The following is a 23,576-nucleotide window of genomic DNA, read 5'->3' as shown; positions in this document are numbered from 1 at the left end:
TGTACCATTAGATAATATAAGAAGTGATGTGGATTAACGTCCTGTTAACCTTGCTGTCGTATGATGGAGTTAGGCCAGAAAACGGAGAGGAGTGACACCAGTGAAAGCTAAAACGATGATTGGCGGGATGATTGCTGTTGCCGCGGTAACTGCGGGTAGTTTATGGAAGGCAGCTGTGAAGAGTCAAACCCCCAAAAAGATTCCGATTACGCTCACACCGCCCATGCCATTTGAGGATATAACCTTCGAGAGTGGAGGCGGGCGAGTGCATGGCTGGTTCATTCCGGCTGGAGCTCATGTCCCGAAGCCTTGGCCGTTGGTTATTATTGCACATGGATGGGGCTCCAACCGATCCCGGGTCCTCCGTTATGCACGTCCCATTTGGGAAGCAGGTTATGCGCTCTTTATGTACGATGTTCGAAGCCACGGAGCCAGTGATCCGGTTAAAGCGGCCTCAGCTTACCTGTTCCGCGACGATCTGCTGTCAGCATTGCAATATACGTCGTCACGGCCGGAAATTGATCCTGCTGCAATCGGTGTGCTTGGGCACTCCTTAGGCGGACTAGGGACGATCCTCGCTGTGACGGAGGGCATTCCTGTATCAGCGGTGATCACGGACTCCATGCCATCCCAATTCGAGGTTATTGTCAGTTCCGAGCTGAGACGGCGACGTCTGCCTCTGTTTCCACTGGCCCAGCTGATTCCGCGAATCTGGTTCTGGCGGCTTGGAGAATCTCTGAAAACGTATCGCCAGCGTGATCCAGTTATGCTGCTGAATGAACGGCGCAAGGGAATGCAGCTGCCGATGCTTATGGTACATTCCAAAGGTGATAACTTTATTCCACCGAGCGAACTTGAATATTTTATGTCTAAAGCGGATCCGCCCGTAGAGCATCTATGGGTCAATAGTGGAGGCCATAGCTGTTCAGAAGAAGATCCTGTGTTCTGGAATACGGTGATTCCTTTTTTGAAAACTCATGTACAGGTGCAGGCTCAGTCCAATGAATCTGTTATACCTAACGTCAATATAGAGAAAATTCAGCCCAATTAATGCTCAAGCTGATCGTTGAAACGCCAACGCTGTTGGCGTTTTTTGCTGTTTCTATAAAATATGCAGAAATTCACATTTGTAAAATTGTTGGGAAAATGACGATTAAAAAGGAAGCTTATGGTATCATAGAATAGACTGGCAATATTCATGCGAGGTGATTTTGCATGCATCCTTGTATGAAATTGAAGGGAGAGGTCCAGATTTGAGTTTTGATTGGAATTTTAATGTACGATTCAAAATGTTTACAGCCAAAGCGGCTACAGCAGCCATGGCAACTTTGCTTCTGGCATCACAGACACCAGGGTTTGCAGGCAGCGCGTCGGCAGCGACAGCGGAACAGGTAACAGAATCCGCAGCGGGGGAAACGGAACAACAACTTGGATTAACAGACAACGAGGTGCCTGAAGGAGCCAAAATCTCCTCCAAGCAAGCCAGCGAGAATATACTGAAATTATTTCCATTGTTAAAGAAGGCAACGATTTCATACGCACGATTTGATTCACCGAATTCTTTTCCACCACCAGATTATAAGGCGTGGGATATCGGATTTGAACTGCGTGAAGGGAACCGATCCACTGGATTCAGCGCAACGGTACATGCGGTTACAGGGGAAGTGCTAAGTGTACATTTGCCTTCTGAGTTGCTGGAAAAGCAGGTTTCGGATTCGGAGACGAAATTAACGAAAACCGAAGCGAGAAAGCAGGCAGATGAGTTCCTGTATAAGGCAATTCCGAATCTGAAGGAAGGTGGTTTTGTTGCCGTTGATGAACGGTATATAAACAACGCGCAGCAATCCCTATTTGGCCGAACAGAATATACTTACAGCTACCAACTGAAACATGAAGGCTTGGTATCCGAGGCGGAAACAGCCTACATAAGTGTGGATCAGAGCGGTGTGGTGACAGGATATTCACGAACTACGATTGGAGCTGAATATCCATCATCGAAGGCAGCCATTTCAGCGGAGCAGGCTCAGCAGAAGTTCGAGGAACAGTTCGATGTTCAGCTGGCCTATATTAGCGAAGAACGATTTTCTTCTCGCAAAGGCCAGAAGTATTACTTGGGGTACACGCCGAAGAACTCAAGTGTTACTCCACTAAATGCGGATACACTGGATCGAATCAATAGCTTGACAGGTGAATCCCTTGCCCAGGAAGCTTCCCAGAAGGACAAACCTCTTAAAGGCAGTGTAGCTGCTTTTACACCGAATACTGGATCGAAATTGAATGCTCAGCAGGCAGAGAAGCTGGTCAAAAAGAGTTTTAATATACCGGAAGGTTATCAATTGGAGTATAGCCAGTTAACCAAAGGCAGCTTTGCAAGTCCAAACAATCAGGTCTGGAGCCTGAGCTGGAGCAACCGCAATGCAAGTGTGTCTTATATGTTTATGAGAGACATTTCGGCACAGGTTGATGCGGCAACCGGACAGATCTACAGTGTGAACATTTATCAGCGCATGATGCCGGGCATGGATCAGGAGAAGCCGGAGATGGAAGTGAAGGGCAAGACCGTGACCAAATCTCAGGCAGAGAAACTGGCTGTCAATACAGTCATCTCACTTGTGCCGGATGCAAGCAAGCAATTCCGACTTTCAACGGTGCTTGAATTGGACGATGCACGAACATTTATATTCGAACGGTACCTAAACGGAATTTTGGTTAAGGATGATACGGTTCAGGTACAAGTTTCAAATGATGGAACGCTCAATGAATATTATGCGCTGGTTGCTGCAACGCCAGAACAGCTGCCGACGGATGTCAAACCGGCCATCAGCTATGAGAAAGCCAGAGCTACCTATCTTGAAGAATTCAAATTGGTACTGGTCTACTCTCGTTATGGGGGGTTCAGCATGGGCAACAGTGAATCCGTTCCCGTGGGTGTGAAGCTTGCCTACATGCCTACTCGAACTGACAGTTCGTTGACTAGCATCACGTATGAAGTGCTGGATGCCAACACGGGAGAATGGAAGTCGATGTACGGCAGTATCACTGGAGCAGTTCAAGTTACAACCAGTGATATTACGGGACATGCCGCTGAAGCAGCCCTTCAGAACATGGTGCAACATGGAGTGCTTCTTCCAGATGAACAGGGACGTGTATTCCCAGACCGGGTCATCACCAAGGGTGATTGGTTTACCTATCTGGCAAGAGCAGTTAATCCAAATATGGATATGTATTATAGTGGAGATGGGGATGGCAATTTATATGCTGACATTACCCCGGAGAGCCCTTATTACCAAGCTGTGCGGACATTGATTGATCAGCGCTGGTTAGCGGGTGCTGACTCTGAAACGAAGCTAAATCCAGAAGAGGAGATGACTCGTGAAGAGCTGGCGGTATTGCTCGTACGCATTTTGCGCTATGAGAAATTAGCCGGATTCTACACATTGCCATCGGATCTTCCCAACCTGGCAGATGCCAGTGCAGTCAACAACAAGGGAGCTGTCTCCCTCAGCATCAAGCTGGGATTGTTGCCTTCAATCGAAGGACGATTCATGCCTGCACGCAAAGTGACGGTTGCCGAAGCGGCTCAGGTATTGGAACGTCTGGCCAAGCTTCAGGGTAAGACGGATACCTTTATGAGCGGCAATCGTTTATATTGATTGGAGTTTGTTGCATAAATGCCCGGAAGAGTCATATGATGAGGATAACGGGTAGGTTAGGTTTGGTTTGATGAAGACAGAGGGACCTTCTGCGGAGGGTCTCTTTTGATGCTTTTCGACAAAACTAGAAGCCTGCCGTCAATCCCTTTTGTGATACAATGAGGCATGAGAACTTTGCAAAGAGAGGTGGTATCCTTTCATGGGCAAGCACGGAAAACGAGTGATAACCCTGCTATTGGCTGGCTGTCTCGTCGCTGTGGCACTGCCACATGCGGTCGATCTGGATCAGCTGTACGCGGCGTCGGGAACATCGGACATATCCACGAATACGGATCTGCGCGAGACGTTGCTTAATGCGATGTCCCAGCGTACGGAGGAACTTGTTTTTACATACAAAGGCAATGTGAAAGGCCTCAAGAAACAGTTGCAGAGCTCCATTGACGAAGCAATGACCAGTGATCCTTATATTCAATATACCGTTAAAAGTTACGCATTTAACTATAAAGGCTCCAATGTATCCGCAGAGGTGCATGTGAAGCTGGCATATCGGGAAACGAAGGAGCAGACCGATTATGTGAACCGTAAGGTGACCAACGTGCTCAAAGAGATTATCGTGCCTGGCATGACGAATCATGAGAAAGTTAAAGTCATTCATGACTGGATTGTACTTAACCTTTCCTACGATACATCCTTGCAGAAATATACTGCCTACGATGGACTTGTTACCGGCAGTACCGTATGTCAGGGGTATTCATTACTGGCTTATCGTATGCTGGAGCAGGTGGGTATAGAGAACCGGATTGTGGAAGGAACGGCTGGTGAGCAATTACACGCCTGGAATCTCGTCAAGCTGGATGGCAAGTGGTACCATATGGATACGACGTGGGACGATCCTACTCCAGACCGTAAAGGCAAGGTAAGTCACAGTTATTATTTGCTCAGTGATGATGAGATGGCACGTGACCATGTCTGGACAGCTAAAGGCAAGTATCCTGCTGCATCTGCCCCTTATCGTGAAGCTTTGCAAACTTTGGTGAAGGCGGGAGGCAGCAAGGCAACCACGTATCAGAAGCTGTATCGTACGCTGGAATATTCGCTCTATGATGAAAGTGATGCGGTTAGTGGTCATTCCGCTCTGAAAACAAAAGTTCAGAGTGCGCTCAAGGATGGCGGAACCTCGCTGACTTTCAGATACAAGGGTACTGAGACAGGACTAGTAGAGGATTTGCAGGATTTGTATCAGCTTGGCATGAAGTCGATATCGTATTACGTGTCCAACATGGAGGATACCGTCGATCTGCGTGTGAAGATTACTTGGACCATGTGAACAGCAGACTTTTTATGAATGATTATAATAGGACACACCTTATGGTGAACAAGGACGCTCGTGGATGAGCGTTCTTTTTTTGCGTGGATGATAGCTATCTCGAAACTTGGACGAACCAAAAAGGCATCCTTCTCTCCAGTGGAAAGAAGGATGCCTGTGCAATATCGTTATTCGTTTGTTGTTGTAAAATCACATTCCTGTAATGGTACAACTTTTGTTTTCTTAATGAATTTATAACCCAGCCATAAGATCAGGAACAGCGGAACGCTCAAGTAAGCGACGAGGGCACCGCTCCAATCGATCTGATCGCCCGTGAACGCCTGATAGTTTTGTCCAATAATTACGATGATACATAACACAAAAGCAAAGATCGGACCAAATGGGAACCAGCGTGCACGGTAGGGCAGATCGTTCAGATCCCGACCTTGGGCCACATAGGCACGGCGGAAGCGATAATGGCTGATGGCAATACCAAGCCAGGTGATAAAGCCACACATACCAGATGCATTAAGCAGCCAGGTGTATACAATACCATCACCGAAAAGGGAGGCTAGAAAAGCGAGCATACCCACCGCTGTGGTCAAGAGAAGGGCATTCATTGGAATGCCCTTTTTGTTCAACCGACCCAGGAAGCGAGGCGCTTTGCCATCCCGGGCAAGAGCATACAGGACACGACTTGAAGCGTACATGCCTGAATTCCCGGCAGACAGTACAGAAGTCAGAATAACGGCATTCATGACGGAAGCAGCAATGGCCAGACCCGCTTTTTCAAAGACAAGGGTAAACGGACTAACTCCGATGTTGTTCAGATCACCTTTAAGCAGATTCGGATGTGTGTAAGGAATGATCAGACTGATGACTGTAATCGCCAGAATGTAGAAGATCAGAATACGCCAGAACACTTGCCGAATAGCACGAGGGACATTTTCACGCGGATTTTCGCTCTCACCGGCTGCGACACCAATGAGCTCTGTTCCCTGAAAAGAGAACCCAGCAGCCATAAATACACCGAGAACCGCGAAGAATCCGCCATGGAATGGTGCGTCCCCTACAGTAAAGTTACTGAACCCCACCGCTTCTCCCCCGATAATGCCGAAGATCATGAGCACACCAACGGTAAGGAAGATGATAACTGTAGCGACTTTGATAATGGCGAACCAGTATTCCGACTCTCCATACCCTTTAACGGACAACACATTCAGGGCAAAGATTAATACAAGAAATAACAGACTCCACAACATGGATGAACTGTCAGGGAACCAGTATTTGATGAGTACGGTTGCGGCAGCGAGCTCTGCCGCAATGGTGACTGCCCAGTTGTACCAGAAGTTCCAGCCCATGGCGAACCCAAGGGCCGGATCGACAAAGCGGGCCGCATACGTATTGAATGAACCGGAGTCGGGCATGAAGGTAGCCAGTTCTCCGAGACTGGTCATTAGAAAGAAGACCATGATGCCGACGGCAACGTAAGCAATCAGTGCACCGCCGGGTCCGGCAGTGGAGATGGCGGTGCCGCTAGCGAGGAACAGTCCTGTACCAATGGATCCACCAAGTGCAATCATGGTCATATGTCGTGCACGTAGTCCTTTTTTCAGGGTGGGTCCTGTTGTGGTTTGGTTGTTGCGGTCTTGCATGGAAACACTCCTTCTTTCAGCGTACTAATGGGTTCAGAACAATGGAAAATAACACAAAAGACCGCAGGCATTAGCCTGCGGTCTTTATTATCGATCGTCCGCACCTCGTCCCAAATGTTTAAGATAGCTCAACACAGATGAAATCATACCCTCCGAGGAAGGCATCATACATCTGTGACAGTTCTGCACCTTTCGGCAACAGCCCCAGCCGCGCTGGACAACGTAAGGAACCGTCCTGCGGGCTTCGGCGGGTGCACCTTTCGGCTGAATTCATAAGCGGCTCCTTAGCGCCTCCTTCAGCGTACTGATCGCACCCGCGACCTCTACCTCATCATCATGGATGAGGTGTATCTATTGTCTATGAAATTATAAATCACAGAACGTAACACTCGATGTTCTGTTTAGTAAACAGACAATCAGTATAACCCCCATGGTATTCCAGTGCAATAACAATTGTTGGATATGAATCGAAAGGACTATTCCGACGTCTTGTTACGCCCAGCCATCTGCTGCCATACGGTTCCGGCTGCCTGTTCCCCGGATTCAATCCGTTCCAGTGCCATTTTGGCTTGCAGGCTGACTTCAAACTCCGGGTCATCGGCTGCTTTCCGCAGAGCTTGCTCTGCTTCTTCGGTTCCCACTTCGTACAGGAAGCGGGCCGCACGCCAGCGTACAAGCTTGCTTTTGTCGGATAACGTAGCTGTCATGGCTGCCGTTGCTGCAGGATCACCGATATCGGAGAGGGTATCTCCGGCAGTCCGACGTACAGCAGGTGAACTATCCTGCAGAGCTTCGTACAGCAGTTCCATCGCTTCCGGTGTACGGATATCCCCAAGATATACAACAGCCAGGCGGCGAATCTGCATTTTATTATCATGAAGTGCATGGGCAACGAGTGGCAGTCGTTCTACTGTGGGCTCCATACCATCAAATGCAGCGTAGCGAACATTCCAGTCCTCATTATGCAGAGCTTCTTCAAGCTCGGCACCATCCAGCTGGCGGCGACGTTCCACGAACTCTTCAGAATTAGTGCCGTGCTCAATGGCTTGTTGGATCACGCGTTCCAGACGCTCTGGCGGATAGGCTGCTTCCAGCTCCTGTTCAACTTCTCTTGCAATTTCAGGCAATTCCCCGTAGCGGACGCCGTAATCACTCAGTTTCCGTTCCTTGATCAGCGTTGCACTGGCGACTTCAGTAACCGCTTTGACGAACCGATCCGAGAGCGAGATCCGCTCTTCCTTGGCGCCGGCTTTAACCCGAATTTGCATCGGCACACCTCTGAAGAATTGAACGAATACCTGTGCTTCACCGAAGTGTTCACCAGAGACGTCTTCAGATTCAATCCAGTCCAGATCAATTCCTTGCTGCCCGAGACGACTTTGAACTTCGCCAAGTATGACGGACCAATCCGCATTTCCCTTGCGGTCAAGCGCTACGAAGTCGGTCGTGTGGAATACACTTTTTACTCCGGGAATATGAAGCATCTGGCGAATAAACGCCGGAGCAGACCGTTCGTTATCCAGTGTATATGTTCTGCGGATCCCGTCCTCCAGACGTTCATCCAGATGCAGCATCATCGTATTGGGACTGGGTGTTGGTTCAATGGAAACAATATTCATCGGTTCATAACCTCCTGTACCGGATTCATTCTTAAAGTTCCCGCAATTAGCACGGGCATATCCCTATTTTACATGAATTGCCGCAAACTGCGAAATGGGTAATGAACCTTACACAGTTTGTGAAGAGGTACGAAGATAGTTAACACTTCTTTTATGTTCACACACGAACATTTTTAAATGAAGATTGGCACAATAAGAAGAGAGAATGAACTGGAGGTTATAACTATGGAACCCATTACCGTACTTTCGGACGGAAGTCGTGGTATTGATTATGACAATATGATTGAATTGTTGAATGAATGGATAACAGACGAGCAGAGGGAGTCCGCAGTTAAAAAAGAAAGGAACGTGGAAAGCGAGGCTGGCTCGGAATGGGGCACAGCTCGATATTGTATTATCGATTATCAGGACGCCGGGCAAGCCGTTTCAGCAGCAAATGCCATTCGGGCATTTATGCCTCAGATTCCTTTACTGGTGATTACGGATTTCCAATCCCTGATTCGCAAGCGCCATTTGCAGCTTATTACCGGTACGGGTCTGATGAAGATGATCCTCTGGCAAGAGAAAGAACCAGATAGGCTGATCGTGGAAATCCAGCGGTGGCTGCATTCTTTTGCATACAAAACAAAAACAGCTCAGCCCTCAACCCAGTCGATGAGACGATGACAGAGTGAGGACATGAGCCATTATTTCATTTCGGCGTGTACTAAATGACGTATTTATATCCCGTTCCCCAAACCGTCTTGATATACCGTGGGTTTTTGGGGTCGGGTTCAATTTTTTTACGCAGGCTGGAGATGTGCACATCGATTGTACGATCCAGATATGCCCGTTCTGAGCCTTTAATTCGATCCATGAGTTCATTGCGGGTGAACACTTTGCCGGGATTTCGGTACAACTCCTTCATAATTTCAAACTCAATATGAGTGACCTCAATTTCAATGCCATTCACAAACAAGGTTCTTCTGTACTCATTCACACTGACATGTCCGACAACTTCAGCAGGTTTATCCTCTTTTATCGGTTTGTCCGGGTAGGAGATAGCGGATCTGCGCAGTAATGCCTTAATACGCGCATCAAGCTCTTTCAGACTAAAGGGTTTACAAAGAAAATCATCCGCACCATTGTGTAATGCTCGGAGCCGATCATTCAGCATGGTGCTGGCCGAGATCATCAATATGGGCACAGTCGAGTGCTGGCGAAACGCATCAACCAGATCATTACCGTCTGTTTCAGGCAGCATCAAGTCAGTCACTACAATATCGGGCTGGAATCGTGGGAAAAGTTGAAGTGCTTCGCGTGCATGATGAACCCATTCAGTTATGTAACCCTCCTCCTCAAGAAAGAAAGCAATCATGTCGGCCAGATTTTTCTCATCTTCTATAAGAAGAACTTTGATAGACATTGAGGTCACACTCCTGATGAAATGAATTTGTTAAGAAACTTCTAAAAAAATGGCGTGATTTGTGTGGAAATGCTGCAAAAATTTTAATGTTTGTATTCCAGAATATAGGATGCATATGTAGTAAGTTCTATAGATTTGAAGCCAAACTTCAGTATTTTACCATGAATGAAGGTCATTTGCCGATCATTCAAAATTTCCCAAAGCTGCGTTGAGTAGTAATTACAGTATAATGTATCAGAACGGTTTGAGGGAAATAAAGTAGCTCTTACGAGCTTTAATCCATAGGAGGTACCAACGTTGTTGTTGAATGCAAACATAGAAATCAATCATAAGGACGGCTGCCTGTGGACTACATAAGAGTAAACAAGGTGTTGGAGTGGATGGTAATCAAACTCCGTATTCCGTGGTTGGGTACGGCTATACTTATTATCCTGGGTACGCTGGGAACGATATTTCCGTTGACTCTTTTTTACGGGGTACAGCTCTTGTTTGGTACAGCCGCAACTTTTATTGCCTTGCGCTTACATGGAGCCATATACGGATTCACTACTTTGATAGCAATCTGTACCTTGGGTGTGTTATTCGCGGGTCTAGTCCCAAATAGTTTTTTTATGATTGGCGCTCATACTATTGAATTAATCTGGATGCTGGGATGGCAGATCCGATGGAAGAATGGAAGTGTCATGAAGGCCAATGCTGCATTCTGGGTCGTGATGTTATTGCCAGTGACCTGTTACGGATATTTCATTACGGGCATGAATCTTGAAGAATTAAAATATACCTATATGCATGTCGCTGTGACCAGCATGGTTAATGCACTGATTGCAGGTATTGTGGTGGACTTCTGGATTACAAATGGCGAGCTGAAGTCGAAACGAACAGGAACCATTCCGCTCACACGAATTGCTTTTAAATACGTCGTAGCCTTTGTAGTCGTTGTCTCTCTGGTTCTGTTATCGGCCGATAGTCGCAGACAACTAGGTCAGATCAATAACACTATCGTTTCTAATCTAAAACATGCTGCGAATGCTGTGATCAAGGATTTGAATGAACAATATCTAACCGAGGAGAACATGCATCAAAGTATGGAGCGTTACCATCATCTATTGGATGTGAACGTCATCATTCTCGATCCGAATGATAAGGTCATTGCTTCAGGGCTTGATACACTTCCAGTGGGGGAATACCTGGATATCAACAAATATCGTTTTCTCAAGCCAGGGGAGAACAGCATACTATTCCATTCCGGGGATGCTTATTATAGCGATGTGCTTACTCACTGGAAACAGGCATCGTTCATGTATGAAGCGGATATGACAACAAGTACACCATACAGGGTATTCGTTGAGACTGACTCAGCCAACTATTATACACGGATTGAGTCGATCTATCTGACTACGCTTCAATCTCTGTTTATCATTTTCGTGGCTTCTATGATTGTGGCTGCTCCGCTCAGCAAGAAAGTCGTAAGTCCAATGAAACGCCTCACACGGATGACAGGTTCCCTTCCAAGACTGTTATTTCGTAATGGCAAGATGGATTGGCCGACCAGCCACGTCACCGAAGTACAGATTCTGATTGGCAATTTGCGCAAAATGGCCGATGTGCTCCTTGAACAATTTGAGCAAATACGTCAGGACAAGCTTACGCTGGAAGACAGAGTCAGAGAACGAACCAAAGAGCTGAAGAATAGTGAGGAGATCAAACGAGCAATTATTGATTCATCTATTGATGCTATTATTTCTGTGGATTCAAACGGACTGATTATCGAGTTCAATCCCGAAGCCGAAAGAATGTTTGGACTGAAACGGGAAGAAGTTGTATTCGAGAAGGAGGCCCCTTCCCTTTTTCAGGGAGCGAGCTGCATGGAAATCAAGGAAATGCTGAATCAATGCGAGTATATTCGGGGTAAACGGCATGTCATTGTCGAAGAGATTTCAGGCATCCGCCGGGACGGTTCGGTTTTTCCAATTGAGTACAAAATAGTAGAAATTCAGTTGGGCAATAACGAGACGCTCTATAACTTATTTATTAAGGATATTACCGAGCGGACAAGGGCTGAAGAAGACCGTGTACGTCATGCGCTGGCTCTGGAGAAGCTGAATGCGGAGCTGTTTCATGAAAAAGTTGCTATTCAGGAACAGCGGGATATCAGCGAGCATTTCATTGAATCCGTTCGGGAAGGTCTGGTCATGTCTGATCGTTCTGGCACCATCACGATAGTTAACAGAAGGATTGAAGAAATGTTTGGCCTCGGAGATTTTTCGGGCAGATCCATCGAAGACTTAGCCAATGCAATTGATACTCTGGTGTTAACCGCCGAGTTCAATTTGGTGGAGCAGACTCGTGCTTTTCTGAACGGAGAACTGGCCTTTGTTGAGACTGAGTTTATATTCAATGATGTGGAAAAGAGTGTGTTTTCCCTGTACATGAAGCAAATGGATGTTCCCGGTAAAAACCATGGATTTCTTTTGGTGTTCCGCGATCGTACGGAGGAAGAACGCCTGAATCGGATGAAAAACGAACTGATCAGTGTGGTGTCGCATGAGCTTCGTACCCCTGTAGCGACCATTATGGGCTATGTGGAACTAATGATGATGTATGACCTTCCCACTTCGCAGCGTCAGGAGTTCATGGAAACCATTTCTTCGGAAGGCGCACGGCTGAGTAGTCTGCTGGATGATGTACTTGATATTCAACGTCTGGACAATGAAGGCATGACCTACCACAAGACGTATGTACCGTTGCTTGAGTTGGTTGAGGGTGTTGCTGAGCAATGGAATATGCAATCCATTCAGCGCATCTATGTACATGCGTTTAATGGAGACTTTTTTGCTTACGCGGACCAGAACCGGATGGTTCAGGTACTGCATAATTTGGTTGGCAATGCAGTCAAGTACTCACCTGGAGCAGACCGAATCGATATTACGCTGTGGGAAGAAAAAGAATGGTTATGTATCGATGTACGTGATTATGGAATAGGTATTCCAGAGAACATGCAGGACCTGCTGTTTACGAAGTTTTATCGTGTGGACAATTCGGATCATCGTCAGATTGGCGGGACTGGACTGGGGCTTTACATTTCGCGGAAAATTGTAGAGGATCACCAGGGAACGCTTACCTTTATATCCGCGCCGCACAAAGGAAGTACGTTCAAGGTTCGATTGCCCAAGCAGGACGAACTCTTGTAAGGCAAGAGAAGTCTTATCTAATAGGATGCTTTCATCCTGAAATAGATAAAGGCTTTTTTTGTTTTTCAAAATTCCCCGGATAAAAAAACAACTTCTTTTGCAAACTGTCTACAGAGCCATAATTTGCATTCCATGCAAAAGGAGGACGGCCGGTCTATGTTCCGTAAACAAGAGAAAACCCTTATTATCGTCTGCCTGGTCGCAGCCGTGATCGTGCTGTATGCCGTTGTCAAAAGTATTATCCGGATCATGAGTTATTGAGGCATTTCATCACACAGGTGGTATGAAGTCGTACATAACGATTATGTGAAAGAGGAGTGTAACCCCATGTCATCCCTGGATCCTGTTCTGCTCAGCCGGATACTGACCGGTCTTACCCTGTTTGTGCACATCATTTTTGCTTCCATCGGTGTAGGCGTTCCACTCATGATCGCCTTGGCTGAATGGCGCGGACTGCGCACCAATGATATCCATTACACCTTACTGGCGCGCAGATGGGCGCGAGGTTTTGTCATTACCGTTGCCGTTGGTGTGGTTACAGGCACCTCAATCGGTTTACAGCTCAGCCTGCTGTGGCCGATGTTTATGCGAGTAGCGGGGCAGGCGATTGCCCTGCCGCTGTTTATGGAGACGTTCGCCTTTTTTGTGGAGGCGATCTTTCTTGGCATTTACCTCTACACATGGGACCGTTTCAAAAAGAAATATACCCATATGCTGCTGCTGATTCCGGTGGCACTAGGTTCCTCTGCCTCTGCGATATTCATTACAACGGTGAATTCTTTTATGAACCAGCCTCAGGGGTTTACCCTGATTAATGGCATCATGAAGGACATCCATCCAATTGCTGCGATGTTGAACCCGGCTACCCCGACCAAGGTATCCCACGTGCTCGCCTCGTCATACACATTGAGTGCGGGTATATTGGCAGGCATCGCCGCATTCAGCTTGCTTCGGGGTAGGGATCATGTGTATTACAAAAAGGCACTTAAACTCACAACGGTATGTGCGCTCGTATTTGCGGTCAGCACCGTCATGATCGGAGATTCTTCCGGTAAATTTCTGGCGAAATACCAGCCGGAGAAGCTGGCTGCCGCAGAGTGGCATTTCAAAACGATGACAAAGGCGCCGCTGGTCTATGGGGGGATTCTTGACGAGAACAATGAAGTGAAATACGCCATTGAGATTCCCTATGCACTCAGCATACTGGCGGGAAATAGACCCGACACGGAAGTGAAAGGGCTGGAAGAATTTCCGGCCGATCTGAGGCCGCCGTTGTCCATTCACTATATGTTTGACCTGAAAGTAACGACCGGCGTGATCATTCTGCTGATTCCGGTGCTCTATGTGTTCCGGCGCTGGCTGCCGGGGCGCAAGCCTTATCCCAAATGGCTCTTGCTCGGCATCGTCCTGCTTGGGCCACTGGCCATGATTGCCATTGAGCTGGGCTGGATGTTCGCCGAGGTCGGCAGACAGCCCTGGATATTGCGCGGTTACATGAAGGTGTCGGAAGCAGCAACAACATCATCCTCCGTAGGCTGGATGCTGGTTCTGTTTATACTGCTGTACCTGATCCTTTGCTTTTCAGCGATTCGGGTACTCAGCAAGCTGTTCCGTAACAAGGAAGCAGAGAAGGAACTGGAGTCTCTCGGTCTGGAAGGAGGGATCGTGCATTGAGCTTTGAAATAGCGGGCATCGCGATCTTGTGGACGTTTCTGTTTGGTTATCTGATCGTGGCTTCAATTGATTTTGGAGCCGGATTTTTCAGCTTTTACAGCATACTAAGCGGACACGAGAACAAAATCCATAACATTATTCAGCGCTATCTCTCACCCGTGTGGGAAGTGACGAATGTGTTTCTGATCTTTTTTGTTGTCGGTCTGGTCGGATTTTATCCGGATAGCGCTTTTTATTATGGGACAGCGTTGCTTGTTCCAGGTTCATTGGCCATTGTGCTGCTTGCGATTCGGGGCGTGTATTACGCCTATAATACCTATGGGAATCATGGGCAGAACAGCCGAATCTACATGGCATTGTACGGAGCGACGGGATTGCTGATCCCGGCGGTGTTTTCCACCATTTTGGCGATATCCGAAGGTGGAATTATTGAGGAGGTAGGTGATCAGGTATTTTTTCGCTGGCGTGAGTTTCTGACGAATCCGTATACCTGGTCTGTTGTATTGCTTGCTCTGGTAAGTGTGCTGTATATCTCAGCGATGTTTCTTTCCTACTATGCCAAGCGGGCGGAGGATGAGACTGCGTTTGAAGTTCTTCGAGAGTATGCGCTCCTATGGAGCCTGCCTACGATCTTCGCCAGCTTTCTGGCATTTTTGCAAATTAACAAACAGAATCCTGCACACTTTGAGCAGATGTTGAATATCTCATGGATGTTTATCGCATCTTTTATCTGTTTTGTGATCGCCGTCTCGCTAATATGGAAACGTAAATATTTGGGCTGGTGCTTTATCGCCGTCATGCTGCAGTTTTCCTTTGCCTGGTACGGCTATGGGCGCTCACATCTTCCATACATTCTGTATCCGTACATTAATATATACGACAGCTTTACGAACAAGACGATGGGTATTGCGCTCATTACGGCGTTCAGCCTGGGATTGCTGGTGCTCATTCCTTCACTCGTGCTCATTATGAAGCTGTTTCTGTTTGATGCCAATTATGTGCGGGGTAATGCTGGCAAAAAGAAAGGATGAGTCCGTTCATGCTTCCCAACATGCTGTTCATCATGCTTCCACGGTTGTTTTTCAGCTCTGACGCGGGAGTGACAGGTATTCCGGGTATAACGGGATTAAGTTTTTTTGAGACCTTTACGATTATGTACGCCCCACCACTGATCATCGTGGCTGCAATTGCGTTTTTGTTCGTCTACTTGGCGAAGTGCACAAATCCAAAGGATTGATTCGTTGGTACGTACTTTCCAATTCCGGGTAATCTTTTGTTAAGATACGAGGAGGGAGGAGGGCCCTTTCATGCCGAAAATCCGTTATAACAACATTGATAATGTAAGTACGGACAAAACGCTGAAGGAATTCAAGCAATGGAGGGAGCAACGGCGCAGCAAAGTTAAGGATTATTCCTACATCGTGCCCAAGCACCCACCTGAACTGGATTACCTGCACGCCAACCGGGCTGAAACAACGATTACCTGGATCGGGCATTCCACGTTCTTTATTCAATATAATGGACTAAATATCGTGACAGACCCGGTCTGGGCCGAGAAAATGGGATTTCAGCGCAGGCTCGGTGCCCCTGGCATTCCGATTCAGGATATTCCACCTTTGGATGTCATTCTGATCTCACATTCCCACTATGATCATTTGCATCTCGCATCGCTGCGGAAGTTGGTCACAGCCAAGACGCTGCTCATTGTTCCCGATGGTCTCAAACGCAAAATGGTGCGCAAAGGATTCCATCGGTGTCATGAGATGAAATGGTGGGAACATATTACGCTTGGCGGTGTCAAAATAACCTTTGTACCTGCGCAGCACTGGACGCGCCGAACCTTATTTGATACCAACACGTCCCATTGGGGCGGTTATGTATTCGAGCAGAATCACCCGGCAGTCATTCCGTCTGAGGAGAGTGCTGCGATGAGCGAAAATCATGATCATGAAAATTCCCGAGCAGAAGGAACGGATGATCCAATAGAGGCATCGGCTGATCATCCTAATGGCGGCCCGCCGGTTATTTATTTTGTAGGAGATACAGGATACTTTCAGGGATTTAAAACGATCGGTGAACGCTTCGATATCGGTGTCACCCTGATGCCAATCGGAGCGTACGATCCAGAATGGTTTATGACATCCCAGCATGTGACGCCGGAAGAAGCGTTGCAGGGATTTGTAGAAACGGGTTCCCAGCTTATGGTCCCTATGCATTATGGAACATTTAAGCTGGCGGATGACACACCCAAGGAAGCACTCGATCGAATGGACGTGGAACGAGAAAGACTGGGAATCAACGCCGAACGTATTCGGGTACTGGGACATGGCGAGACGCTCCGCATCCGGCACGAGAAAAGTAAACAAGACTAACAAAAGTGATCCAGATATGCTAATGTAAGGGTATACCCGCATGAACAGTACATTTACCAAATCTTTAACGATTAAAAAGCGGCCAATTTTCGAATTTGCCGCTTTTTTGTGTTATAATATGGTGCCAGAATAGGCTTCGGGATATTGAATCCATGATTAATGCAAGTTGCTATTCATGCAGTATGCAGAATATTAAATAAAGGATGGTATGCTTAATGATCAGTACAAGCGGCATCACGCTTCGCTACGGAAAACGTGCACTTTTTGAAGATGTGAATATCAAATTCACGCCAGGCAACTGTTACGGCCTGATCGGCGCCAATGGAGCCGGCAAATCAACGTTCTTGAAAATTTTGTCCGGTGAAATTGAATCGAACTCGGGAGAGGTGCACATCACCCCGGGCGAACGCATGGCCGTATTGAAGCAAAACCACTTTGAATATGATGAATTTCAAGTGCTCGAAACGGTAATTATGGGCCACAGTCGCCTCTATGCCATTATGAAAGAGAAAGATGCGCTGTATGCCAAATCAGATTTTACGGAAGCAGACGGCCTGCGTGCCGGCGAGCTTGAAGGTGAATTTGCCGAGTTGAACGGTTGGGATGCAGAGCCGGATGCAGCAGCACTACTGATTGGTCTTGGTATTGACCGTGACATGCATGAGAAGAAGATCGTAGAACTGAGCGGAAACGAAAAAGTTCGTGTCCTGCTTGCACAAGCATTGTTTGGTCGTCCAAACAACCTGCTGCTCGATGAGCCTACCAACCACTTGGATCTCGAATCCATTCAGTGGCTGGAGAACTTCTTGATGGACTATGAAGGTACTGTTATTGTCGTATCCCATGACCGTCACTTCCTGAATAAAGTATGTACGCACATTGCGGATATCGACTTTGGTAAAATCCAGCTGTACGTAGGAAACTATGACTTCTGGTACGAGTCCAGCCAATTGGCACTTGCTCTGCAACGTGATGCCAATAAGAAAAAAGAAGAGAAGATTAAAGAGCTGCAAGCCTTTATCCAACGTTTCTCTGCGAATGCTTCCAAATCGAAGCAAGCGACTTCGCGTAAGAAACAGCTCGACAAAATTACGCTGGATGACCTTCGTCCATCGAACCGTAAATATCCATTCATTAACTTCAAACCTGAGCGTGAAGCAGGTAAACAATTGTTAACCGTAGATCGTATCAGCAAGTCGATTGATGGTGTGAACATGCTGAATGATCTCAGTTTTGTAGTGAATAAAGGGGATAAAATTGCCTTTGTTGGCCCGAATGGCAATGCCAAATCGTTGTTATTTGATATCCTTATGGGTGAAACGGAAGCAGATGGTGGCGAATACACTTGGGGTATTACCACAACCCAGGCTTATTTCCCGAAAGATAACTCCAAATATTTTGACGGAGTAGATATGAGCCTCGTGGACTGGCTTCGTCAATATTCCAAAGATCAGGATGAAACGTACCTGCGTGGATTCTTGGGTCGTATGCTATTCTCAGGAGAGGAATCCCTGAAGAAAGCAAGTGTACTCTCCGGAGGCGAGAAAGTTCGCTGTATGCTGGCGAAAATGATGCAAACTGGCGCCAATGCTCTGATTCTGGATGAGCCAACGAATCACTTGGATCTGGAGTCAATTACCGCACTGAACAACGGTATGATTGATTTTGACGGCACCATGCTGTTTACATCGCATGACCATCAGTTCATTCAAACCATTTCTAACCGGATTATCGAAATCACGCCAAACGGCATCATTGATCGCCAAATGAGCTATGATGAGTATCTGGAAAGTGACGAAATTAAAGAATTGCGTAACAAAATGTACCCAGTAGAGGCTTAAGATAAGCTAATCTGTTTACATCGAGTATTGTTAACATGGTTAAACTGTTTGTTTTTATAAAGTGAAAAAAGAACCGCAAGCTCTCCAGAGGAGGCTTGCGGTTCTTTTTTTGGTCATACAGGGTGATCCTGTAACCATAGAAACTCTCATACAAGAGCTTCTTGCGGTCTAGGATCCGCCAGTACGGCGGCGCTGATTGTTAGGCTTTTTGTTGTTTTGGCTCTTCATTGCTTTGGGTCCGCCTTCAAAATAGGCACTGGACTGGTTACCTGTGTTTGCCTGTTCTTTCTTCTGCGCCAGTTTCTGGCGTATGGCATCCTGCAAACTGACCTTTTTCGGTTCGTTATTATCGCTCATCGTTGTTTCCCTCCCGGTCTTACAGTAAGCCGTCCAATTTGGACGGGATGTACTCATTTTATACGTTTTACAAAAGCCCCACAAGGGCAACCTGATAAAATGCTGGAATCCTTCACTTTTTTGACTGGGGCAACATTCTTTCTCTTCACCTACAGCCCTGCGGTCTGGCAACTTTGTTTCGGCTTCCCTACAGCAATGCAGCTTGGCAACACTGTTTCTGTAGACCCACATGGTACGCATTTGGTAACATGGAACAACCGTAATACGAAACGTTAAAGGAGTGTCGCCCGGTTTGAACGCCTATGAAGAAATACGCAAAGGGGAGCGCGGGGCTTGGGTCAGTATCGTGGCCTATCTCGTCTTGTCCGCCTTTAAACTGATCTGTGGATATTTATTTGCTTCCAGCGCTTTGCTGGCGGATGGTTTTAATAACCTTACGGATATTGTTGCTTCCGTTGCTGTGTTGATCGGGCTTCGGATATCCCAGAAACCACCCGATTCGGATCATGCCTATGGTCATTTTAGAGCGGAGACGGTTGCTGCTCTGATTGCTTCATTTATTATGGCTATGGTCGGCCTGCAGGTGCTGGTTGAAGCTGTTCGTTCCTGGTATGAAGGAGATTTTGTTGCTCCCAATCTTTGGGCCGCAGCAGTTGCTGTGGTCTGTGCGGTAGTGATGCTGGGCGTATATCGCTACAATCACCGTCTTGCCAAGCAAATTAACAGTCAGGCCCTGATGGCCGCGGCCAAAGATAATCGTTCGGATGCCTGGGTCAGCATAGGGGCTGCGGTCGGAATCATCGGTGCACAATTTGGTCTTCCTTGGTTGGACAAAGTAGCTGCAATTGCTGTAGGTCTGTTGATCTGTAAGACAGCTTGGGAGATTTTTCGGGATTCAACACATCGTCTGACAGACGGATTTGATCAGAAAGAACTGACAGACCTAAGATCATCTGTGGCTCGGGTTCCTGGTGTGGAAATGATCAAGGACGTGAAAGCGCGTGTGCACGGCAGTCATGTACTGGTGGATGTGGTTATTGAGGTGGATGGAGGACTGAGCCTGATCGAAGGTCATCAGATCTGTGACCGGGTTGAAGAGCGCTTGAAACGTTCACATAATATTATGCATGTACATGTGCATGTGGAGCCGAAGATGGAAGAAGGCACGACGGGAAGCCCTTAAAACCGGGAGGGACAAACCGGAAATAAGCGCATTTGAAATGAAAAAGAGGACAGCCGCTGCCTGCGTGCTGTCCTCTTTACTTATCGTTAGAACGATTATACGATACTATTGAATAGCAACGTGGATCCAAGCTTTACCTTTCCACGTATATACTTGTACCCATTGACCGCCATCGAATCCATCTACAACTTCACCTGTCGTATCGATGACTTGGGAACCCAGTGCACCAATTGGTTTGCCATTAGGTGCATCATAGAACCATGTGCGCTCCAACAGGTTGAGCAGCATCGTAGGGACCAGCACCTCATCTCCTGCTTTTACAACAGGCTCATCGAACATTTTTCCGTCAGTTGATGGAGCTGTTGTTTCAGTAGTCGTTGAAGTACCTTCTGTACCCGTTGTGTCTTCTGTTGTGCCAGTTACGGTCTCAGCTGTGCCTTCTACAGTGTCTACAGCAGGTTTGTTCACTTCAACAGCCGGCGTTGTTGTGGTTGCCTGTGTTCCCGTTTCTGGAGCTACCGTTCCGGTAACCGCTTCCTCAGCACCTGCGGCTGCAGCCATGGAACCCATCAAAGTCAGAGCAGCGGCAAAACTTACGATTTTTTTCATTTGTTTTTCCTCCTCGGTTAGGTATGTAATTTGTTGTCCTGTGTTAAAAGTAACCAAGCAAGCTCACTTGTGAATCACAAATTATAACAATATTTTCTTGGATTCTCCAGTGTCAACTGGAGCATATGTGGGTATAAGGAGAGCCTGTAAATATCATACTTCGGTGGGAGAAAACCGGGTTGGCTATGTCATAATGGTCCTGTTTTTATGATGTAATCGGGGAGAAGCGATGGAATAGACCAGAAGGGAGCGTAATACATAATAGAGATAAGTCGCGATGTCCTTGGGGAACAATTGTTGCAAAAAAGATATTATGAACGCACAAAAGCCTACCGGCTTTTGCAAGCACGATAGGCTTTTGTATGTATCGAGTGTTGTTCATATTTGGGAAGCCCCATTCATCGCATTCGGCTGCGTCCCGTAATCAGGGAGATGACGAACAGTACAACAAAGATGAAGAAAAGTACTTTGGCAATGGAAGCAGCTGCCTCAACAATACCGAAGAATCCGAAAATACCTGCAACAAGAGCAATAATTAGAAATAGTACCGACCATTTCAACATGGGTATCATCCTTTCGTTTATAGAACTTGGTAGCGAGAAGTGTTCGTCTCACTGCCGTGTGTAGTTGTTCTTTAACCGAGGTCTTTCGGGTTGAAACATTGCGATATTTTACCAGCCGGGGTTGTTTTTACCGTTGATATCCTATTTGTTTCGCCTCGGAATTGGTCGGGTAACTAAGCAATAACAAAACCGATTTATACTGGAAAGTGAGGTTCTTTTATGATCTATCAAATTAGTGTGGCTTTAATTGCAATTGCATTTGCAGTACTTGTATTCTTTTTAATTCGTACCTTAAAGTCCGCTCAGGGTTCACTCGACAATGTGTCACAGACACTGCAGGAAGTTCAGAAGACCATTGATGAGCTTAGTTATGAAGTCAAACAGACGGTAAGGCATGCCAATGATATTACGGTTGATGTGCAGCACAAAATGAAACAAATTGATCCCGTTATGGAATCTGTACAAAATCTGGGAGAAGTACTGAACGAAGTAACGGAAGCAGCAAAGCAGGTGTCATCCACTTTGATGGCCAAGTTTCAGACGAAACGCAGCAGCAGTGAACAGAGCAAACGTTCAGAAGTAGACAATGTAGTACAGACGCCGCCTGCTACACCGACAGATCGGACACTACAATCCTATGAAGCTACATATCATGATGATGCCAAAGGCGGGAAAAGCTGGCTGAAATATGTGGATGTAGCCGCTAATGTATGGCAACGTATGCGGAAATAGCATGACCGTTTTGTAATTAATAGATGTCTTCAGAGCGGTGATGAACCTGATGAAAGGGTGAGAATCATGATGAAACTACTGCTTGTTATGTTTAGCGTAATTTCTCCCTTTTCCGTTCAACCGGCAGCGGTACCCGCTGCTCATGATATGCAATGGACGGTAGTGGAAGAGGAGACACCAGAGATCATTCTGGCTGCTGATCGATCCGGACCTGTCCAGCACTTTCGGACTCTGAATGGCATTTCTCTGGATGACAGCATCGATGATATTTTAGCCAATAAAGGCCAACCGGTTCATAAGGAACATGATCCTTATCTGGGTTGCCCTGAGTACCAATTCAAAGATGTAACGGTTGGGCTCTGCGAAGATACAGGAGTGGTCAATTATGTGCATATTGATTCATCCGAGAAACGTCTGAAGCTTAATCAGGAATGGATTGATATGAATATTGAAGCCATTCGAGATGTATTAGGCAAGCCGTATTATGTAGCAGAGGATGGAGAAGTATTTCTTCGAGGAAGTCAGGCGCTGAAGGTTTATATGAAACCAGGCTCCAATCATATTGAAGGAATAGACCTCTTTGATGAATCGGTTTCCTAGGATTGGTTAATCCAGAAGCGTTTCAACCCGATATCGTATGGTTATATACTAAGTAGCTCGATAAAGAAGATCAATCAGAGGAGAGTGGAAACGATGAATTCAACCAATGCGCAAGCTTATGCAAAAGTGGTAGAAAACGGAGTCCAAGCGGTAGAAGCGGTGAAAGAATTGCAGATTACCGGATACCTTGCTGATCATATCTTCGTTCTAGCCCATGAAAAGGATCGTACAGATCGGATTGCCGATACGGCAGATGCCAAAGAGATTGGCATCAAGGAAGAAGGCGTATTTGATTCCTTGGCGAATCTGTTCCGCTCCCGCGGTGATGAACTCCGGGCCAAAATTGTTTCGATGGGCTTCACCGAAGCTGAGGCAGATTTTTACGAGAGTGAACTCGATAAAGGCAAAGTACTTGTGATTGCCAAAAAGAAAGAATAGCTTAGCCGATACACACACGTAAGCTGGAGCCCTCTGAAAATGGACAAGCTTCAGAATCGAGTATTTTGCATCATTCAAAAGAGCTTTCAAGTTGATGACGCAGAATGCTTAACCAAAAACATAGATAAGGAATGGGGATATCCCCATTCCTTATCTATGTTTTTGCAAGTTTGGAAGCGGGATCAGAACGCAGCAAAAACAGGGTAACAAGCGGGGGAATTCTCCTGCGATGGTGCCATTTACTGATAGAAGTTTTCTGATAATACGATTATAGTTATACTAGGAATTATTATGTCTACCGCTGTGTTGTATGCGAAATTTGTATAATTAAGGTTGTTAGCTGACCTGATAAGAATCGACAAACCCGGACGCCACAGA

20 protein-coding genes and 1 riboswitch are annotated in these 23,576 nt (G+C 46.6%); of the genes, 14 read left to right on the top strand and 6 right to left on the bottom strand.

The window, feature by feature from the left end; translation table 11 throughout:
- The first annotated feature begins 100 nt into the window (after positions 1 to 100).
- The 3 genes from AC3ITG_RS27460 (at position 101) to AC3ITG_RS27450 (ending at position 4,980) form a co-directional block, all read left to right on the top strand.
- Positions 101 to 1,051 carry an alpha/beta hydrolase gene (locus AC3ITG_RS27460; RefSeq protein ID WP_413373635.1) on the top strand — a complete coding sequence of 317 codons (951 nt, stop codon included), beginning with the start codon at positions 101 to 103 and terminating at the stop codon, positions 1,049 to 1,051.
- 202 nt (positions 1,052 to 1,253) lie between these two features.
- Positions 1,254 to 3,653, top strand: a complete 2,400-nt coding sequence (locus tag AC3ITG_RS27455) for a YcdB/YcdC domain-containing protein (protein ID WP_489251919.1) — start codon at positions 1,254 to 1,256, stop codon at positions 3,651 to 3,653.
- A gap of 199 nt (positions 3,654 to 3,852) precedes the next feature.
- A complete protein-coding gene (locus AC3ITG_RS27450; RefSeq protein ID WP_413373632.1) occupies positions 3,853 to 4,980 on the top strand; it encodes a transglutaminase domain-containing protein in 1,128 nt (375 codons plus the stop codon).
- A 167-nt stretch (positions 4,981 to 5,147) separates the two neighbouring features.
- Here the strand turns inward: AC3ITG_RS27450 and AC3ITG_RS27445 are convergent, their stop codons facing one another.
- Together AC3ITG_RS27445 and AC3ITG_RS27440 are read right to left on the bottom strand one after the other, a co-directional pair.
- Positions 5,148 to 6,614, bottom strand: a complete 1,467-nt coding sequence (locus AC3ITG_RS27445) for an amino acid permease (RefSeq protein WP_413373631.1) — start codon at positions 6,612 to 6,614, stop codon at positions 5,148 to 5,150.
- A gap of 116 nt (positions 6,615 to 6,730) precedes the next feature.
- Positions 6,731 to 6,948: riboswitch (Lysine riboswitch) on the bottom strand.
- Positions 6,949 to 7,090: 142 nt separating this feature from the next.
- On the bottom strand, positions 7,091 to 8,233 hold the full coding sequence (locus tag AC3ITG_RS27440; RefSeq protein ID WP_489251918.1) for a virulence factor: 1,143 nt from the start codon (positions 8,231 to 8,233) through the stop codon (positions 7,091 to 7,093).
- 225 nt (positions 8,234 to 8,458) lie between these two features.
- Here AC3ITG_RS27440 and AC3ITG_RS27435 point away from each other — a divergent pair, with 225 nt between their 5' ends.
- Positions 8,459 to 8,899, top strand: coding sequence for a hypothetical protein (locus AC3ITG_RS27435; protein ID WP_489251917.1), 441 nt, complete (start codon positions 8,459 to 8,461; stop codon positions 8,897 to 8,899).
- A gap of 40 nt (positions 8,900 to 8,939) precedes the next feature.
- On the opposite strand, the gene AC3ITG_RS27430 is transcribed toward AC3ITG_RS27435, so the two are convergent.
- Positions 8,940 to 9,638, bottom strand: coding sequence for a response regulator transcription factor (locus tag AC3ITG_RS27430; RefSeq protein ID WP_413373628.1), 699 nt, complete (start codon positions 9,636 to 9,638; stop codon positions 8,940 to 8,942).
- Between the two features lie 344 nt (positions 9,639 to 9,982).
- On the opposite strand from AC3ITG_RS27430, the gene AC3ITG_RS27425 reads away from it, so the two are divergent.
- The 6 genes from AC3ITG_RS27425 to AC3ITG_RS27400 all read left to right on the top strand — a co-directional run bounded on the left by AC3ITG_RS27425 (position 9,983) and on the right by AC3ITG_RS27400 (position 18,716).
- Entirely contained in the window at positions 9,983 to 12,829 is a 2,847-nt protein-coding gene (locus AC3ITG_RS27425; RefSeq protein ID WP_489251916.1) for an ATP-binding protein, read from the top strand.
- A gap of 327 nt (positions 12,830 to 13,156) precedes the next feature.
- Positions 13,157 to 14,503 (top strand): cytochrome ubiquinol oxidase subunit I, encoded by a 1,347-nt coding sequence (locus tag AC3ITG_RS27420; protein ID WP_489251915.1) that lies wholly within the window; start codon positions 13,157 to 13,159, stop codon positions 14,501 to 14,503.
- On the top strand, positions 14,500 to 15,534 hold the full coding sequence (locus AC3ITG_RS27415; RefSeq protein ID WP_489251914.1) for a cytochrome d ubiquinol oxidase subunit II: 1,035 nt from the start codon (positions 14,500 to 14,502) through the stop codon (positions 15,532 to 15,534). Before AC3ITG_RS27420 ends, AC3ITG_RS27415 begins: the two co-directional genes overlap by 4 nt.
- 8 nt (positions 15,535 to 15,542) lie before the next feature.
- Complete coding sequence (cydS, locus tag AC3ITG_RS27410) at positions 15,543 to 15,740, top strand: cytochrome bd oxidase small subunit CydS family protein (protein WP_413373624.1); 198 nt, start codon at positions 15,543 to 15,545, stop codon at positions 15,738 to 15,740.
- Between the two features lie 70 nt (positions 15,741 to 15,810).
- Positions 15,811 to 16,875: an MBL fold metallo-hydrolase gene (locus tag AC3ITG_RS27405; RefSeq protein ID WP_489251913.1), complete on the top strand. Its 1,065-nt coding sequence runs from the start codon at positions 15,811 to 15,813 to the stop codon at positions 16,873 to 16,875.
- 215 nt (positions 16,876 to 17,090) lie between these two features.
- Positions 17,091 to 18,716 carry an ABC-F family ATP-binding cassette domain-containing protein gene (locus AC3ITG_RS27400; RefSeq protein WP_413373622.1) on the top strand — a complete coding sequence of 542 codons (1,626 nt, stop codon included), beginning with the start codon at positions 17,091 to 17,093 and terminating at the stop codon, positions 18,714 to 18,716.
- Between the two features lie 168 nt (positions 18,717 to 18,884).
- Here the strand turns inward: AC3ITG_RS27400 and AC3ITG_RS27395 are convergent, their stop codons facing one another.
- Complete coding sequence (locus tag AC3ITG_RS27395; RefSeq protein ID WP_063566591.1) at positions 18,885 to 19,073, bottom strand: hypothetical protein; 189 nt, start codon at positions 19,071 to 19,073, stop codon at positions 18,885 to 18,887.
- Between the two features lie 292 nt (positions 19,074 to 19,365).
- On the opposite strand from AC3ITG_RS27395, the gene AC3ITG_RS27390 reads away from it, so the two are divergent.
- Positions 19,366 to 20,256, top strand: a complete 891-nt coding sequence (locus tag AC3ITG_RS27390) for a cation diffusion facilitator family transporter (protein ID WP_413373621.1) — start codon at positions 19,366 to 19,368, stop codon at positions 20,254 to 20,256.
- 105 nt (positions 20,257 to 20,361) lie between these two features.
- Here the strand turns inward: AC3ITG_RS27390 and AC3ITG_RS27385 are convergent, their stop codons facing one another.
- Complete coding sequence (locus AC3ITG_RS27385) at positions 20,362 to 20,865, bottom strand: hypothetical protein (RefSeq protein WP_489251912.1); 504 nt, start codon at positions 20,863 to 20,865, stop codon at positions 20,362 to 20,364.
- A gap of 398 nt (positions 20,866 to 21,263) precedes the next feature.
- Positions 21,264 to 21,428, bottom strand: coding sequence for a DUF1328 domain-containing protein (locus tag AC3ITG_RS27380; RefSeq protein ID WP_017692264.1), 165 nt, complete (start codon positions 21,426 to 21,428; stop codon positions 21,264 to 21,266).
- A gap of 219 nt (positions 21,429 to 21,647) precedes the next feature.
- Here AC3ITG_RS27380 and AC3ITG_RS27375 point away from each other — a divergent pair, with 219 nt between their 5' ends.
- The 3 genes from AC3ITG_RS27375 (at position 21,648) to AC3ITG_RS27365 (ending at position 23,198) form a co-directional block, all read left to right on the top strand.
- Positions 21,648 to 22,160 carry a DUF948 domain-containing protein gene (locus tag AC3ITG_RS27375; protein WP_413373618.1) on the top strand — a complete coding sequence of 171 codons (513 nt, stop codon included), beginning with the start codon at positions 21,648 to 21,650 and terminating at the stop codon, positions 22,158 to 22,160.
- 66 nt (positions 22,161 to 22,226) lie between these two features.
- Positions 22,227 to 22,760, top strand: a complete 534-nt coding sequence (locus AC3ITG_RS27370) for a hypothetical protein (RefSeq protein ID WP_489251911.1) — start codon at positions 22,227 to 22,229, stop codon at positions 22,758 to 22,760.
- Between the two features lie 93 nt (positions 22,761 to 22,853).
- Positions 22,854 to 23,198 (top strand): YflT domain-containing protein, encoded by a 345-nt coding sequence (locus tag AC3ITG_RS27365; RefSeq protein WP_064640589.1) that lies wholly within the window; start codon positions 22,854 to 22,856, stop codon positions 23,196 to 23,198.
- Positions 23,199 to 23,576: the final 378 nt, after the last annotated feature.

This window comes from Paenibacillus sp. GL_099_B, assembly GCF_057835695.1.
The sequence above is the reverse complement of the archived record's forward strand: the minus strand, read 5'-3'. Positions and strand labels throughout refer to the sequence as shown.